We start from the raw sequence: 16,064 nt of genomic DNA, 5'->3' as shown, positions 1-16,064 counted from the left end.
GCTTACGCATTATCGGAAGGATAATGTAGAAAGTGAAGTCTGCCTGTGAGACGCGAAACTTGTCAACCTTGAAATTGCAGCCAGGGTATCAACGTGGCGGCGTGTCATCAAACAGAAAGGGAAAGACCGCTTTCATCCCTCTCACCTTAAACCGTCCGGTCACCTGCTTGCGCTGTTCTGGCGTCAGTAACCTGAACATCATCTCCCAGATATCTTCAGGCTCCGCTTCCTGTAAGGAAATGGGTTCCGGCGTCGGTTCCTCTCCGCTGTCGTCCAGATAACGATGAACATAAAGAGGGAAAACAGATATATGAAACTCCTCGGCCTTTGATTTAACACGCTTACGCCTGACACCCTCTTTCCCTTCGCTGTACTTATACAAACGTTCGCGAACCGCAGGCTCGCTTCCCGGAAACCCCGGTAAGCCAAGACATTCCTTAACCGTGAACCATTCCTTTGCCATCGGTTTCTTTCCTTTCTCCTGATGAAATAAAAATATTTCTTCTTTTTCGCGAAATTTTGCTTTCTTTCTGGCACTATTCTCAGAGTGAAAAAGAAAGTAACTTTCTTTTTCTCGCGCTAATTTTTACCTTAAAAATATCGGTGCCGATAACACATCTTCTTAGGATTACAGAATGGAACCAAAAAGCCAGGACTGGCATCGTGCAGATATTAAAAGTGCACTTGAAAAAAGAGGTATTACGCTCAGAGATCTTTCTCGTCAGGCCGGTGTGCGGAATTTACCCGAAAGGCAATTCAGGCGGGCGGTATCACGCTGGGGCATACATATCATGCGAAAGATTATGGCCCAATGTTAAGAAGCGCCGGATTCACCGCTATTGGTACCTATGAAATGCCGCGCGAGGGTGACGTCATCATTATTCAACCTTACGCTGGCGGAAACCCGAGCGGTCACATGGCGATATACGATGGCACAGAGTGGTATTCAGATTTTAAACAACGCGATATGTGGGCCGGCCCGGGCTACCGGGCAGCCAGGCCCTCATATACCATCTACAGGAAGAATTAATGAAAACGTTCTCCCTTGTCGCGCTTATCCTGTTGCTTTGTAGTTGCTCTGCGCCTCATCACGACAGTACGCAGGCCGTGAAGCAGTTCTATACCTCATGGATGACGACGTTCACGAACGATGTGAATACCCCTGACGACACCACCGCCTTAATGCAACGTTACGTTGCTAAAGAGGTTATTCATCGCCTGGCGCTAATACAGTCCCTTTATGAACAGGAGATTGTGGGGGCAGATTATTTTATGTATGCGCAGGACTATGCGCCAGAGTGGATTCCACAGTTACGGGTTGGGAAGGCACACCCTTTCCTCGGCGGAGAAATAGTGGATGTTCTGTTGGCTACAGAGTCAACGCCCATCCACCTGGAAGTTTATACCCGTTGGGAAGAGGGACGCTGGAAAATTTACCGCGTTCGGGATGCTGACAGGGGTTATGAACAGCCGATTTATGACGCAGGCGCCATCACCCAGGCTGAGGCCTGGTCAGCGAAAGTCGCGCCGGAATATAAGAAGCATTAAAAAAGGGAACCGCCATCGGTCTCTTGTTCGTACCGGAGAGGTTAAAGCGCCTCTTGCATCAGGCTCTTATTCCGTCGCTGAAAACAGTAAGCCGAAAACAACCCAGGCATTATTTAAAATATGAAGTATTATCGGTATCATTAGCCCACGGCTTCTCATTCGAACAACGCATAATATCGATGAAAAAACAAACAGATAAACAAAAGTCACCGCAAAGAGATATTGTGTATGCATAAATGCAAAAGCGAGTGAAGTAATAATAATACCGGAAGCTCTTGAGTACCGACCCCAACCGATACTGCTGTTTAATAAAAACCCTCTGAATATAATTTCCTCCGCCACAGGAGCCAGAAAGCACATCGCCAGCGTGTTAAGAAATTTATGAAGAAAAAATTGCCTTGATAACTCGGCCATCCAGGGTTCCGGGCCACTAAAAGCATTGTAGAGAACGGTAAGGCACACCAGGGCCAGCGCCGGAACAAAACACTCCACGAATGATAAGCGACCCAATGATAAAAACGGGTAATACTTTGAATAAATACTCCAGGCGGCAATCGCATAGACAAAAACAATACTATATATAAAAGGCGCAGCCAGACCTCCCAAATAAAGCCAGGCATAGGAAGGCGAAAATGAGGCAAAAACAAAAATGCCGAACAAACCAAATAAAACAGCCACACAACTCAAACTATGCCTAATTTTATCTAATGTATTAGTTGGCATTTATATAATATCCATATAATTTGTTGTTCCCTGAATGAATAAATATCCTCCGGCATAGCCGGAGGTTTTTCAGATGCGCCTATAAGGCTCTCTTACCAGCCGCGCCCTAACAGGCGCATACGATCTGACATTTGCATCAAACTTCGTTACTTACGGCCCGTAAACGGGCTGCCCGGATACGGGATCGATAATTGCTCACCCATTTTATCCTCTTCAAGCTGGTGCTTTATGTAGTCCTGTATCTTCGCCGTGTTCTTACCCACCGTATCGACATAGTACCCTCTGCACCAGAACTCCCTGTTCCTGTATTTGAATTTTAGATCCCCAAACTGCTCGTAAAGCATCAGACTACTTTTACCCTTCAGATATCCCATGAAACTCGACACACTCATCTTCGGCGGGATCTCCAGAAGCATGTGAATATGATCTGCACAACATTCTGCTTCCAGAATTCGTACGTTTTTCCATTCACACAATTTTCTTAATATGCTGCCTACTGCCCTACGCTTCTCTCCATAGAACGCTTGTCTTCGGTATTTGGGCGCGAAAACTATGTGATATTTACAGTTCCATCGGGTGTGCGCTAAGCTCTTTTCGTCCCCCATTGGGACCCCCTTTTGATTTCTTGTTGAACTTTTGCAGTTGCCAGACCGCAAGATGTTTTAACAAATCAAAAGGGGTTTTAATAACTGGCTTAAAGCTGAAAGCTTTCCGGAACCCCCAGCCTAGCTGGGGGTTTTCCATAGACAAAAAACAGGTCGCATTAGCGACCTGTTTCATTGTTGATACTACAACGTAATAGTCAGGCTTACAACTTACGCATCACCAGCGTGGCGTTGGTGCCGCCAAAACCGAAGCTGTTAGACATTACGGTAGTCAGTTCACGCTCGGTCGTTTCGGTCACGATGTTCAGACCCGCAGCCTGCTCATCCAGCTCTTCGATGTTGATGCTCGGCGCGATAAAACCGTGCTCCAGCATCAGCAGAGAGTAGATGGCTTCCTGCACGCCAGCCGCACCCAGCGAGTGGCCGGTCATCGCTTTGGTCGCGGAGATAGCCGGGCTGTTATCGCCAAACACTTCACGGATTGCACCGAGTTCTTTCACGTCGCCTACCGGAGTAGAGGTACCGTGAGAGTTCAGGTAGTCGATCGGCGTGTCTACGCCGTGCATCGCCATCTGCATGCAACGTACTGCGCCTTCACCAGACGGAGCAACCATGTCTGCGCCGTCGGATGTTGCGCCGTAACCGACGATTTCCGCATAGATATGCGCGCCGCGCGCCAGAGCGTGTTCCAGCTCTTCGACAACAACCATACCGCCACCGCCCGCGATGACAAACCCATCACGGTGCGCATCATAGGTACGGGACGCTTTTTCAGGCGTATCGTTATATTTGGTGGACAGTGCCCCCATCGCGTCGAACTCACAGGCCATTTCCCAGCACAGCTCTTCGCCGCCGCCAGCAAAAACGATGTCCTGTTTGCCCAGTTGGATCTGTTCAACCGCATTGCCGATACAGTGTGCGGAGGTCGCGCAAGCGGAGCTAATGGAGTAGTTCACGCCATAAATTTTAAACGGCGTAGCGAGGCAGGCGGAAACGCCGGATGCCATTGCTTTCGTCACCACATACGGGCCCACGGCTTTCAGACCACGCGGGCTACGCATGGCGTCTGCGCCAAAGACCTGGAATTTCGGGGAGCCGCCGCCGGAACCTGCAATCAGGCCGACACGCGGGTTATTCTGATAGACTTCCGGCGCCAGACCGGCGTCGGCCACTGCCTGCTCCATAGACAGATAAGCATAGATGGAGGCGTCGCTCATAAAGCGCACGACTTTGCGGTCAATGAGGCCAGTGGTATCCAGTTTTACGTTGCCCCATACCTGGCTACGCATGCCGGCGTCCTTCAGCTCCTGAGAGAAAGTGATCCCTGAACGTCCTTCACGCAGAGATGCCAGGACTTCCTGCTGGTTATTACCGATGCTGGAAACGATGCCCAGGCCAGTAATCACTGCACGTTTCATTCAATACCTCTGTAATTCGCACTATTTTTAAGTTTCGATTGGCACAATAGCGTACACTTGTACGCCGAACAAGTCCGATCAGCCATTTAGTACGGAAATTTGCGCCATCAGGCACACATCGTTAAGATCGCGATACCGCCCGTCAGACGAGTAACTTACGTGAAACAATACGCCATACAACCCGCCACACTCGAATTTAACGCTGAGGGTACACCTGTTTCCCGAGATTTTGATGATGTCTATTTTTCTAATGACAATGGACTCGAAGAGACACGCTACGTTTTTCTTGGCGGCAATCGTCTTGTGGAGCGATTTCCCGTACATTCACATCCATTATTTATAGTCGCGGAAAGCGGTTTTGGCACCGGACTCAACTTCCTGACGCTGTGGCAGGCGTTTGACAGCTTTCGTTCTGCGCACCCACAGGCGACGCTGCAAAGGTTACATTTCATCAGTTTTGAGAAATTCCCGTTAACGCGCGGCGATCTGGCGCTGGCGCACCAACACTGGCCGGAGCTCGCGCCCTGGGCAGAGCAGCTGCAGGCGCAATGGCCGCTGCCGCTCCCGGGGTGCCACCGCCTATTGCTGGATCGGGGTCGGGTGACGCTGGATTTGTGGTTTGGCGATATTAATGAGCTGACCGACCAACTGGACGCCACGCTGAATCAAACAGTCGACGCCTGGTTCCTCGACGGTTTTGCCCCGGCGAAAAATCCGGATATGTGGACGCCAAACCTGTTTAACGCGATGGCGCGGCTGGCGCGGCCCGGCGCAACGCTGGCGACGTTTACCTCGGCGGGCTTCGTTCGTCGGGGATTACAGGAAGCCGGTTTTACCATGCAAAAACGCAAAGGCTTCGGACGTAAACGCGAGATGCTTTGCGGAGTGATGGAACAACACCTCATGCCGACCCTTTCCGCGCCCTGGTTTTACCGCAGCGGAAGCGAAAAACGTGAAACGGCGATCATTGGCGGCGGCATCGCCAGCGCGCTGTTATCACTGGCGTTACTGCGTCGCGGCTGGCAGGTGACGCTCTATTGCGCGGACGACCAGCCCGCCCAGGGCGCCTCCGGTAATCGACAGGGTGCGCTTTATCCACTCCTTAGCAAACATGACGCCGCCATTAATCGCTTTTTCCCGACCGCATTCACCTTTGCCCGTCGCCTGTATGATGCCCTGCCCGTCTCTTTTGATCATGACTGGTGCGGCGTGACGCAGCTCGGATGGGATGAGAAAAGCCAGCAGAAAATTGCCCAGATGCTGTCCCTGGCGCTGCCCGCCGGACTGGCCTCGGCGCTCAATGCCGAAGAGGCGGAACAGGCGGTTGGCGTGACGACACGCTGCGGAGGAATTACCTATCCGGCAGGCGGCTGGCTGTGCCCGGAACAATTAACTCGCGCAGTCATCGCTCTGGCGACCGAGCAGGGTTTACAAACGCGCTTTTGCCATACGCTCACGTCGCTCGTTGCGCAGGAGTCGTGCTGGCAACTGCGCTTTACGTCAGGTGAAACCGCCAGCCATGAGACCGTCGTCCTGGCGAACGGCCATCAGATTAACCGTTTTGATCAGACCCAGCCGCTGCCGGTGTATGCCGTCGGGGGGCAGGTCAGTCATATTCCCACCACCCCCGCCCTCTCGGCGTTGCGTCAGGTGTTATGCTACGACGGCTATCTGACGCCGCAAAATCCGCATAATCAGCAGCACTGTATTGGCGCCAGCTATCACCGGGGTGACGAAAGCACCGTCTGGCGCGAAGAAGATCAGCGTCAGAACCGACAGCGTCTGCTTGACTGTTTTCCGGATGCGAACTGGGCCACAGAGGTTGACGTTAGCGGCAACAGCGCCCGTTGCGGCGTGCGTTGCGCAACCCGCGACCATCTGCCGATGGTGGGCAATGTTCCGGATTACCATGCCACGCTGACGCATTACGCCGATTTAGCCGATAACAAAACGTCGGCGGCGCCTGCGCCTGTGTATCCGGGTTTATTTATGCTCGGCGCGCTGGGATCGCGCGGTTTGTGCTCAGCGCCATTATGCGCAGAAATTCTAGCGGCGCAGATGAGTAACGAGCCGATTCCACTGGATGCCGGTACGCTGGCGGCGTTAAATCCAAATCGGTTATGGGTGAGAAAGTTATTGAAGGGAAAAGTGGTGAAGTAATGGGTCAGTCAATAGCGGAAGGCGGCAAGCGTCGCCTTCCGGCCCACGGCGTTATTGTTTTGCCTTGTCGAACAAATTGTCCCACATCGCTTTGACTAACGCCTGATCGCGCGGCGACAGTTCGCCGGCGCCGATCGCTTTCTCCAGACTTTGGCTAACGTTGGCATAGACCGCCTCAACGGAGTGGTCATCACCGCTCTCCAGCTCGGCAATGGCTAACGTCAGGTGGCCACGCAGGTATCCACTGGCAAAAAGCTCATCGTCGCTGGCGTGCTCTACCATATCGTCAATTAATGCCAGAATGCGTGATTCAAACTCCGCGATCATCTTCTTTCCTCATTGTAAACGTGGCGCTGGCTTTAATTAAGCGCTTCCGGCCACGGGAACTGTTCCGCCTTAAGTTCGGGCGTGTGATAGTAATTCTGTAGCGCTTTGATGAAGCGGGCCGGACGTTCAGGAATGCCCTGCTCCAGATACGCCATTACCTGCGCATGAACCCGGCGCTGAAACGCCACGCGATCCGGCTCAATATCGCCTTCCAGATTGTCGCAACTGACGTTAAAGGGATACCCCGCCGCCACGCAAAACAACCAGTCGAAAGCCTGTGGCTTCACCTCGACGTCTTCAAATTGACTTTGGGTCTGCGCGTCGCGTCCATCCGGGCAGTACCAGTAACCAAAGTCAACCAGTTCGCGGCGCGCCTTACCGGCGATACACCAGTGAGAAATCTCATGCAGCGCGCTGGCGTAAAACCCATGCGCAAAGACGATGCGGTGGTACGGTACCTGCGCGTCAGCAGGAAGATAGATCGGTTCGTCGTCGCCTTTAATCAGACGGGTATTAAATTCTTCGGCAAAGCAGCCGTTAAAAATCTCAATTAACTGTTCGTAATGGTGCGTATTGTTCATTAATTCATCCCCAACCAGTGGAGGATCTCCTGTCCGTGGCTATCATAAAGTAACCTGGCGCTCATTACCGCCGAGACAATAACGATCATCGGTCTGATAAGCTTTTGGCCTTTGCTCAATACCAGACGCGACCCCATTCGCGCCCCTAAAAACTGACCAACCAGCATCACGAAGCCCGTCGCCCAGATCACTTTGCCGCCGATGATAAATAACAGCAGGCCGCCAACGTTGGAGGTAGCGTTAAGCACTTTGGCATGTGCCGTGGATTTCGCCAGGTTATAGCCACATAAGGTGACAAACGCCAGAGCGTAAAACGACCCGGCGGCAGGCCCGAAAAAGCCGTCGTAAAACCCGACGCATCCCCCGGCTATCAGCGCGAACGGTAATCCATACAGGCGGCGCTGGCGATCTTCCTCGCCCAGCTTCGGCATCAATAAAAAATAGAGGCCGATGAAAATCACCAGGATAGGCAAGATCTGGCGCAAAATATCCGCCTGCACGTGCTGCACCAGCAGCGCGCCGCTCATTGAGCCAATGAACGTCATCAGAATATTGAGCTTTTGCTCGGCCAGGTTTACCACTTTACGGCGAATAAAATAGAGCGAAGACGAGAGGGAGCCGCCGCACGCCTGTAATTTATTGGTCGCCAGCGCGTTTGCCGGCGACATCCCGGCGGCCATCAGCGCAGGGATAGTGAGCAGCCCTCCGCCCCCGGCGATAGAATCGATAAATCCTGCCAGTACGGCGACAAAAAACAGCACCACCAGCAGCAGCGGGGAGACCATAAACAGATCATAAAAATTGTCCATCAGAGTACATGCTCATCCAGTAGCGCCTGGCAGGAAGGCGGCAGCGGCGGCGGTGTCTTCTTCTCAGGCTTTGTGGTGCCAGGTTTTGGCGGTTCGAACCAGCTTTGCAGTTCAGCGCCGCATCCATCGCCCGGCGGGGGTAAAGGTTGATCTTCGCACTCCAGGCTGTCGGCAGGGCAGCGTAAACGCACGTGCATATGCGCGCGATGCTGGAACCAGGGGCGTACTTTACGTAGCCAGTCACGATCGTTTCCGGCATCGAGGCAAAGCTGTTGTTTAATAGCCGGATTGACGAAAATACGGGTGACGTCATTGTCTTGTGCCGCCAGTTTGATCAGACTGGCGATATCCGACGACCAGCGCGACGGCACGACGTGTTTACCGTCGCGGGACACCAGATCTAACGCCTGCGGGCGCAATAGCTGCGCCTGGCTCCAGCGCGTTTTCGGCAACTGCAAGAAAATATCCACATCAAGCCCGGTCTGATGACTGGCGTGTCCGCCATTAAAGCGGCCTCCGGCAGGCATCCCCATGTCGCCTATCAGGACGGTTCCGAGCCCCCGTTGCTGCGCCTGATGACTCAACCGCTGGATAAACATAACCAGATCCGGGTGGCCGAAATAACGGCGCTGATCGGTGCGCATCACCTGATAATTATCGGACTGTACCGGCAACGTGTCGGCGCCAATGATGCATCCGTTAGCAAAGCTACCAATAGACTGGGCGGCGCCGGGGACAGGATGAGTTATTTTCTGCCACGGCGTCGCCGCCAGGCTGGCGCTACTGACAAACCATGCCAGCAGCGCAATCGCGGTTTTTTTCATTTCTTACCAGCGTGGAATCTCTGTCTTTACATCCGCATTCTGTGCCCGATGGCGCAGCAGGTGATCCATCAGCACGATCGCCAGCATGGCTTCTGCGATCGGCACTGCGCGAATCCCCACACACGGATCGTGGCGCCCTTTGGTGATCATTTCGACTTCTTCACCTGCCCGGTTGATCGTACGTCCCGGCACGGTAATGCTGGAGGTAGGTTTCAGCGCCATATGCGCCACAATGTGTTGCCCGCTACTGATGCCACCGAGGATGCCGCCAGCGTGGTTGCTCTGAAAACCCTGCGCCGTGATTTCATCGCGATTCTGGCTGCCGCGCAGCGCCACCACGTTAAATCCTTCGCCGATCTCCACGCCTTTCACCGCATTGATGCTCATCAGCGCATGGGCGATGTCCGCATCCAGTCGGTCAAATACCGGTTCGCCAAGCCCTGCCGGCACGCCGCTCGCCATCACCGTCACTTTCGCGCCGATGGAGTCACCCTCTTTTTTCAGCGCGCGCATCAGTTCGTCCAGCGCGTCAAGTTTGTCTGCATCGGGGCAAAAGAACGGATTAAGCTCAACCTGACGCCAGTCTTTAATCTCCAGCGGAATGTCGCCCATCTGGGTCAGGCAGCCGCGGATTTCGATACCGAACTTTTCCGCCAGGTATTTCTTGGCGATCGCCCCTGCCGCTACGCGCATCGCGGTTTCACGCGCGGAAGAACGTCCACCGCCACGGTAATCACGCAGGCCGTATTTCTGCTCATAGGTGTAATCCGCGTGTCCCGGACGAAAAACATCTTTAATCGCGCTGTAGTCCTGCGAGCGCTGATCGGTGTTTTCAATCAGCAGGCCAATGCTGGTGCCGGTCGTCACGCCATCAAACACGCCGGAGAGAATTTTTACCTGATCCGGTTCGCGGCGCTGGGTAGTATAGCGCGAGGTGCCGGGGCGGCGTCTGTCGAGATCGTGCTGCAGATCGGCCTCCGTTAACGGGATGCCGGGCGGCACGCCATCGACGATACACCCAAGCGCCAGCCCGTGTGATTCGCCGAAAGTGGTTACGCGAAAGAGTTGTCCAATTGTGTTTCCTGCCATCACGGCTCCGTTATCGTTGTTGTCGTTTGCGTGTTTTAATCTTTATAAATGTTGAAATGTTCACGGGCCGCGAGCAACTGCGCTTTGGTCAACATAAAGACGCCATCGCCGCCGTTGTCAAACTCCAGCCAGGTGAACGGCACATCCGGATACTGCTCCATCAGATGTACCATGCTGTTTCCGACTTCACAAATCAGAACGCCGTCATCGGACAGATAATCCGGCGCATTCCCCAGGATACGACGGGTCAATTTGAGGCCGTCAGTGCCGGACGCCAGCCCCAGCTCAGGTTCGTGGCGATATTCGTTCGGCAGATCGGACATATCCTCCGCATCGACATAAGGCGGGTTAGTGACAATCAGATCGTACTGAACTTTCGGCAGATCGCGGAACAGATCGGAACGGATTGGCGTCACGTGATGGATAAGACCGTGTTCTTCAATGTTATGCTCGGCGACAGCCAGCGCATCCGGCGAAATATCGACCGCATCAACCTCTGCGTCCGGGAAAGCATAAGCACAGGCGATGGCGATGCAGCCGCTACCGGTACACATATCCAGAATATATTTCGGCTGTTGGCTAATAAGGCCGGCGAAGTGGTTATTAATCAGCTCGCCAATCGGCGAACGCGGCACCAGCACGCGCTCATCGACATAAAATTCGTGGCCGCAGAACCAGGCTTTATTGGTCAGGTAGGCGACCGGGATACGCTCGTTAATGCGACGAATCACTCGCTCGACAATGCGGTGTTTTTCGCTGGACGTCAGCCGCGCGGTCCGCATATCCTCCGGAATATCCAGCGGCAGATAAAGAGACGGCAACACCAGTTGTACCGCTTCATCCCACGGGTTATCGGTACCGTGTCCATACCAGATATTCGCCGCGCTAAAGCGGCTTACCGCCCAGCGCAACATGTCCTGAATGGTATGCAGTTCACTTACTGCTTCATCGACGAAAATTTTATCCACGTATTCCTCCAGGGCATGCTCGCATTAAATTCGGCGGCTAGTTTGCCACGAAGACAGGGATAAATCAGCATTGACGCGGCGGGAGAATACGAAAAATCCGTTTTGACCGTTCGGATATCCTCCGGGTCGGGTAAACTAAGGCAAAAGATCAGACGAGACCCACGAATGAAAAAGAAAACATCGCTCAGCGAGGAGGACCAGGCGCTGTTCCGTCAGCTGATGGTCGGCACCCGAAAGATTAAACAGGATACTATCGTCCATCGGCCGCTGCGCAAGAAAATCACGGAAGTCCCTACCCGAAGGTTAATTCAGGAACAGGCGGACGCCAGCCACTATTTTTCTGATGAGTTCCAGCCGCTGCTCAATACGGAAGGGCCGGTAAAGTATGTCCGTGAAGATGTCAGCCATTTCGAGCTAAAAAAAATGCGCCGCGGCGACTATTCGCCGGAACTGTTTCTGGATTTACACGGCTTAACGCAGCTTCAGGCCAAGCAGGAACTGGGAGTGCTGATTGCCGCCTGCCGTCGGGAACATATTTTTTGCGCCTGCGTCATGCATGGACACGGTAAACATATTCTGAAACAGCAAACGCCGTTATGGCTGGCGCAGCATCCGCATGTGATGGCCTTTCATCAGGCGCCGAAAGAGTACGGCGGCGACGCCGCGCTGCTGGTGTTGATTGAAGTGGAAGAGTGGCAACCGCCCGAATTACCCTGATGCGGAATTGCCGGATGGCGGCGCAAGCGCCTTATCCAGCCTACGAACAGCCAACGCTGTCGTAGGCCTGATAAGCGAAGCGCCATCAGGCAGCAAAGATTAAATCGCTTTCGCCATTTTCAGATTGCAGGGACTCATTTGCCAGTTGAATGTCCCCTTGCCGCTTTCATCAAGCGTAACGTTGGCAATTGCGGACGTCGTGAACATCGGCGGCGTTTCGCCCGGACAAAGCTCAGATACCAGGTATCCGACCAGAGGTAAGTGAGAGATCACCAGCACCGATCCGATCTCTTCATTGGCCAGCGCCTGGAGGTAGGCGCTGACCAGACCGACATCGCCACAGGGCGTTAGCTCCGGCAGGACATCCACCTGAGCCGGCAGATTCATACAATCGCCGACCACATCTAACGTCTGTTCGGCCCGAAGAAACGGACTCACCAGAACACGTTCGATATCCACTTTTTGACCTTTCAGCCAGTTCGCCATCAGGCGAGACTCGTCACACCCACAAGGGGTCAAGGGACGAACCGAATCACTGGCGGCATCGAGGGCTGCGTCGCCGTGACGCATGATAAAAACTTGCATATTGCACCGCTTTTGTTAACCAGTTTCACCAACACGCTTACCACATGCCCCTATTGGCTGCGGCAAAAATGCGGTGGCCGGCATTGTGCCTTATCCATTCACTGAATGAAACGCTGTTTTTTACCTCAATGGCGTAAGTATAGTCAATCCTTGATTATTATTTCGCCACTAAGGAGGCATTCAGTGCGGATTCATATTCTCTTTGACCTCAATTTCCCTGGTCAGTTTCCCCATTCGTCCAGAAATGCTCCCTGCGCTCCGCCATGCGCACTAATTGTTCACAAGGCGCGTAACGAGGACCGTAAAGTGCGGCCAGGCGCTGTAATGTCGCCACCATTTCACCCGGCCCGAGAGCATCCATATAGCGGAACGGGCCACCGAGAAACGGCGGAAAACCGATACCAAACACGGCGCCAATATCGCCATCGCGCGCGCTGCGAATCACTTTTTCGTCGAAACAGCGCGCCGCTTCGTTAAGCATTAACATGACACAGCGCTCTGCCACCTGCTGCGCAGACAGTCGACTCTGCCCTTGCACGCCAATAAGCTTATAAATAGCAGGGTCAACCTGTTTTTTGCTTTTACGCCCTTTTTCGCCATAAAGATAGAAACCGCGACCATTTTTTCTACCTTTGCGATCGTCATTCAAAATTGAAGCGACAACATTTGCAGGCGCGCTAAAACGTTCTCCATACGCCGCCTCAAGCACAGGAATAATTTTAGTGCCCGTGTCGATTCCTACCTCATCCAAAAGTTGGATTGGCCCCACCGGAAAACCAAATTTTACCAGGGCGGCGTCAATATGTTCGACGCGTTCGCCTTCAGTCAGCATCCGAATCGCCTCATTGATATACGGCGCAAGAATTCGGTTAACATAAAACCCGGCTTTATCACTGACGACTATCGGGGTTTTACCCTGTTTTTTCGCCAGCTTAACGGTCGTGGCGATGGTCTGCGCGGAAGTAGACGCATGAGGAATAACCTCAACCAGCGGCATTTTTTCGACCGGGCTAAAAAAGTGCAATCCAATCACCTGTTCCGGTCTGGCCGCATTCGCCGCAATATCGCCAATCGGCAGGGAAGAAGTATTGGAGGCAAAAATGGTGTGAGCAGCGCAATTTTGTTCCACTTCCGCCACCATCTGTTGTTTTAACGGCAGATCTTCAAACACCGCTTCAATGACCAGATCACGATGACTGAAACCACGGTAATCGGTCGAACCTGATATCAATGCCAACTGTTTATCGCGTTCGTTGGCTTTGATATGGCGGCGGCGTACTTTTGTTTCAAGCAGATCCCAGCTGTATTTCAGAGCATGATTGATCCCCTGAGTATTTATATCCTTAATTCGTACTGGCAAACCGCCTTTACAGGCCGTAACCCAGGCGATACCGCCGCCCATTAACCCGCCGCCTAAGATGCCCACGCTGTTCAGCGGGCCGGGCGGCGCATCGCTACCGGGATCTTTTTTCACCTCGGTACTGGCAAAGAAAACAGCGCGCAGCGCCTGCGATTGAGGCGTCATCGCCAGCTCGCCGAAAGCGCGCGCTTCCGCGTCATAGCCGCTACTGCTGCCCTGCGCCAGTCCGGTTTCAATCACATCAATGATCCGCTCCGTCGCCGGATAATTACCCTGCGTTTTTTGCGCTGTCTTTTTACGCACCAGGCGAAATAACAGCGCGCGCCCCAGCGGCCCCGCCAGGATACGTTCACGGACCGGTAATGTCCGCTGCGCCAGGCGTTCTTTTTTAGCCAGCTCGACAGCCGCTTCCAGTAAAATAGTTTGCGGCACCACATCATCAACCAGCCCGGCTTTAAGCGCCTGTCTGGCGCGAAGCTGTTTACCTGTCAGGATCATATCCAGCGCGGTACTGACCCCCACCAGCCGTGGAAGTCGCTGCGTTCCGCCCGATCCCGGTAAAAGCCCTAACTGTACCTCCGGCAGTCCGAGAACGGTTTTAACGTCGTCGGTACAGATACGCCGATGGCAGGCCAGCGCCATTTCAAGACCGCCCCCCAGGCAGGCGCCGTGAATGGCAGCGATAACCGGAACAGGCAACGCCTGGATCTCCGCCATCAGTTGTTGCCCCTGACGCGCCAGCGTTTCCGCTTCCTGCGCGTTTTGGCAGTGACCTATCATGTTGATATCAGCGCCAGCAATAAAGTTATCTGCTTTGGCTGAGATAAAAACAACGCCCTGCAACGCTTTATTTTCCCGGATCTGCTTCAGGATGGCGCGTACCTGCGCGGCAAACTCCGCTTTCAGGGTGTTCACCTTTTCTCCAGGGACATCAATAGCGACAACCGCGACATTATCCAGACGCACGTTAAGCATAAAAGCTGATGTGGTAGTCATTATTCCGCCTCCAGAACCATCGCCGCGCCAAGACCGCCAGCCGCGCAGGCCGTGACCAGGCCAAAACCTCCGCCCCGACGCCGTAATTCATGCAACGTTTGGGTTATCATCCGCGCGCCCGTTGCGGCAAAAGGATGCCCGTAGGCGATTGAGCCGCCGAGCACGTTGAATTTAGCGTCATCCACCTCCCCTGTCGCCTGCGCACAACCAAGCACCTCACGGGCAAATCGTTCGCTGCCCAGCAGTTGTAAGTTCGCCAGAGTCTGAGCGGCAAACGCTTCATGCATGTCAAAAAGCGTCAGATCGGCCATCGTCAACCCGGCCCGCTCCAGCGCCAGCGGCGTTGACCAGGCCGGCCCCAATAGCATGTCCTGCCAGACATCAATAGCGGTAAAGGCGTAGCTGCGCAGATAACCAAGCGGGCGCAGCCCCAGCTCTTTAGCGCGGGATTCGGTCATCAGAATAACGGCGGCAGCGCCGTCGGTCAGCGGTGTACTGTTGGCGGCGGTTACGGAGCCATGTTTTCGGTCAAAAGCGGGACGCAGTTTAGCGTAGTCCGCCAGCGTGGAGGCGCCGCGAATGTTGTTGTCTTCTGCAAAGGGGTTTTTATACGGCGGCACATAGGTCGTCATCACTTCTTCCGCCAGTTTGCCCTCCGCCCATGCCTGCGCGGCGCGCTGATGTGAACGATGCGCCAGCGCGTCCTGCTGTTCACGCGTAATACCATACGTTTTCGCCATCTGTTCGGCGGTATCGCCCATGCGCAGACCGGTGGAATACTCAGCAACGGCGGGAGGAACGGGCAGCAGGTCGCGTAAGCGCAGACGAGAAAAAAGCGTCAGCCGTTGGCGGGTCGTCCGGGCTTTATTGACATCAACCAGTACCCGCGCCAGGGCTTTACTCACGCCTATTGGCAGTACCGACGACGAATCTGCGCCGCCAGCGATACCGGCGCGTATCGTGCCGGCCATCAGGCTTTCCGCCACATTCGCTACCGCCTGAAAACTGGTGGCGCAGGCGCGGCTTACGCTATAGGCATCGGTATGAACATTCATCCCCGTACCCAGCACAATTTCGCGCGCAATATTGGGGGCTTCCGGCATTTGTACTACCTGACCAAAAACCAGTTGCTCAATGGCATCGGCTGGAATTTCACTGCGCGCCAGCAGCTCGCCTACCACCATCTTGCCGAGATCAACAGCGGGAATACCATGAAATGCAGTGGCCTGACGAGCGAAGGGGGTTCGTAACCCACTGACAATAGCAATGCGATCGCCCTGGCGGGTGACCAACGGTAAAGCCTGACGCATAGTACTCCCCTGTAAAAAAATAAATTAGTGGTCTGACCTGATCA

General features: G+C 54.0%; 16 protein-coding genes and 2 pseudogenes. 5 read left to right on the top strand and 13 right to left on the bottom strand.

What is annotated here, in order from left to right; genetic code table 11:
• Nucleotides 1-88: 88 nt before the first annotated feature.
• Nucleotides 89-463, bottom strand: coding sequence for a hypothetical protein (locus QEN31_RS07195; RefSeq protein ID WP_001051266.1), 375 nt, complete (start codon nucleotides 461-463; stop codon nucleotides 89-91).
• Between the two features lie 172 nt (nucleotides 464-635).
• On the opposite strand from QEN31_RS07195, the pseudogene QEN31_RS07190 reads away from it, so the two are divergent.
• The 3 genes and pseudogenes from QEN31_RS07190 to QEN31_RS07185 form a co-directional block, all read left to right on the top strand.
• Nucleotides 636-767 (top strand): annotated as a pseudogene (locus QEN31_RS07190) (helix-turn-helix domain-containing protein); the annotation flags it as partial.
• A pseudogene (locus tag QEN31_RS25350) lies at nucleotides 713-1,030 on the top strand (hypothetical protein); the annotation flags it as partial. The pseudogenes QEN31_RS07190 and QEN31_RS25350, both read left to right, overlap by 55 nt.
• Nucleotides 1,030-1,548 carry a YbjP/YqhG family protein gene (locus QEN31_RS07185; RefSeq protein ID WP_099949635.1) on the top strand — a complete coding sequence of 173 codons (519 nt, stop codon included), beginning with the start codon at nucleotides 1,030-1,032 and terminating at the stop codon, nucleotides 1,546-1,548. The pseudogene QEN31_RS25350 and the gene QEN31_RS07185, both read left to right, overlap by 1 nt.
• Before the next feature lie 66 nt (nucleotides 1,549-1,614).
• On the opposite strand, the gene QEN31_RS07180 is transcribed toward QEN31_RS07185, so the two are convergent.
• The 3 genes from QEN31_RS07180 to fabB form a co-directional block, all read right to left on the bottom strand.
• Complete coding sequence (locus QEN31_RS07180; protein ID WP_001142899.1) at nucleotides 1,615-2,271, bottom strand: CPBP family intramembrane glutamic endopeptidase; 657 nt, start codon at nucleotides 2,269-2,271, stop codon at nucleotides 1,615-1,617.
• 146 nt (nucleotides 2,272-2,417) lie between these two features.
• Nucleotides 2,418-2,876, bottom strand: a complete 459-nt coding sequence (gene tnpA / locus QEN31_RS07175; RefSeq protein ID WP_000502119.1) for an IS200/IS605-like element IS200F family transposase — start codon at nucleotides 2,874-2,876, stop codon at nucleotides 2,418-2,420.
• A 203-nt stretch (nucleotides 2,877-3,079) separates the two neighbouring features.
• Complete coding sequence (gene fabB, locus QEN31_RS07170; RefSeq protein WP_000817161.1) at nucleotides 3,080-4,294, bottom strand: beta-ketoacyl-ACP synthase I; 1,215 nt, start codon at nucleotides 4,292-4,294, stop codon at nucleotides 3,080-3,082.
• A 159-nt stretch (nucleotides 4,295-4,453) separates the two neighbouring features.
• Between fabB and mnmC the strand changes: the two genes are divergently transcribed.
• Nucleotides 4,454-6,454: a bifunctional tRNA (5-methylaminomethyl-2-thiouridine)(34)-methyltransferase MnmD/FAD-dependent 5-carboxymethylaminomethyl-2-thiouridine(34) oxidoreductase MnmC gene (gene mnmC / locus QEN31_RS07165; RefSeq protein WP_174221832.1), complete on the top strand. Its 2,001-nt coding sequence runs from the start codon at nucleotides 4,454-4,456 to the stop codon at nucleotides 6,452-6,454.
• Nucleotides 6,455-6,505: 51 nt separating this feature from the next.
• On the opposite strand, the gene QEN31_RS07160 is transcribed toward mnmC, so the two are convergent.
• From QEN31_RS07160 to prmB, 6 genes are read right to left on the bottom strand one after another with little or no spacing between them, the layout of a single operon-like run.
• The gene (locus tag QEN31_RS07160) at nucleotides 6,506-6,781 is read right to left on the bottom strand and encodes a YfcL family protein (RefSeq protein WP_000559749.1); all 276 of its coding nucleotides are present in this window, start codon (nucleotides 6,779-6,781) and stop codon (nucleotides 6,506-6,508) included.
• A 32-nt stretch (nucleotides 6,782-6,813) separates the two neighbouring features.
• Nucleotides 6,814-7,362, bottom strand: coding sequence for an elongation factor P hydroxylase (locus tag QEN31_RS07155; RefSeq protein ID WP_001066345.1), 549 nt, complete (start codon nucleotides 7,360-7,362; stop codon nucleotides 6,814-6,816).
• Nucleotides 7,362-8,171, bottom strand: coding sequence for a sulfite exporter TauE/SafE family protein (locus QEN31_RS07150; RefSeq protein ID WP_000368599.1), 810 nt, complete (start codon nucleotides 8,169-8,171; stop codon nucleotides 7,362-7,364). Before QEN31_RS07150 ends, QEN31_RS07155 begins: the two co-directional genes overlap by 1 nt.
• Nucleotides 8,171-8,995: a penicillin-insensitive murein endopeptidase gene (gene mepA / locus QEN31_RS07145; protein WP_000750428.1), complete on the bottom strand. Its 825-nt coding sequence runs from the start codon at nucleotides 8,993-8,995 to the stop codon at nucleotides 8,171-8,173. The genes QEN31_RS07150 and mepA overlap by 1 nt, the downstream gene beginning before the upstream one ends.
• A gap of 3 nt (nucleotides 8,996-8,998) precedes the next feature.
• A complete protein-coding gene (aroC, locus tag QEN31_RS07140; RefSeq protein WP_000918456.1) occupies nucleotides 8,999-10,084 on the bottom strand; it encodes a chorismate synthase in 1,086 nt (361 codons plus the stop codon).
• A 35-nt stretch (nucleotides 10,085-10,119) separates the two neighbouring features.
• A complete protein-coding gene (gene prmB, locus QEN31_RS07135) occupies nucleotides 10,120-11,052 on the bottom strand; it encodes a 50S ribosomal protein L3 N(5)-glutamine methyltransferase (protein ID WP_001542329.1) in 933 nt (310 codons plus the stop codon).
• Between the two features lie 165 nt (nucleotides 11,053-11,217).
• On the opposite strand from prmB, the gene smrB reads away from it, so the two are divergent.
• The gene (smrB, locus tag QEN31_RS07130) at nucleotides 11,218-11,769 is read left to right on the top strand and encodes an endonuclease SmrB (protein WP_099949633.1); all 552 of its coding nucleotides are present in this window, start codon (nucleotides 11,218-11,220) and stop codon (nucleotides 11,767-11,769) included.
• A gap of 99 nt (nucleotides 11,770-11,868) precedes the next feature.
• Here the strand turns inward: smrB and sixA are convergent, their stop codons facing one another.
• The 3 genes from sixA to fadI all read right to left on the bottom strand — a co-directional run bounded on the left by sixA (nucleotide 11,869) and on the right by fadI (nucleotide 16,020).
• On the bottom strand, nucleotides 11,869-12,354 hold the full coding sequence (sixA, locus tag QEN31_RS07125; protein WP_001195800.1) for a phosphohistidine phosphatase SixA: 486 nt from the start codon (nucleotides 12,352-12,354) through the stop codon (nucleotides 11,869-11,871).
• Nucleotides 12,355-12,562: 208 nt separating this feature from the next.
• A complete protein-coding gene (fadJ, locus tag QEN31_RS07120; RefSeq protein ID WP_000214140.1) occupies nucleotides 12,563-14,710 on the bottom strand; it encodes a fatty acid oxidation complex subunit alpha FadJ in 2,148 nt (715 codons plus the stop codon).
• Nucleotides 14,710-16,020 carry an acetyl-CoA C-acyltransferase FadI gene (fadI, locus tag QEN31_RS07115; protein ID WP_001248125.1) on the bottom strand — a complete coding sequence of 437 codons (1,311 nt, stop codon included), beginning with the start codon at nucleotides 16,018-16,020 and terminating at the stop codon, nucleotides 14,710-14,712. The genes fadJ and fadI overlap by 1 nt, the downstream gene beginning before the upstream one ends.
• Nucleotides 16,021-16,064: the final 44 nt, after the last annotated feature.

The organism is Salmonella sp. SA15303, assembly GCF_029962125.1.
GTDB classification, from domain to species: Bacteria; Pseudomonadota; Gammaproteobacteria; order Enterobacterales; family Enterobacteriaceae; genus Salmonella; species Salmonella enterica.
This window is presented reverse-complemented; position numbering and strand designations above follow the sequence as displayed.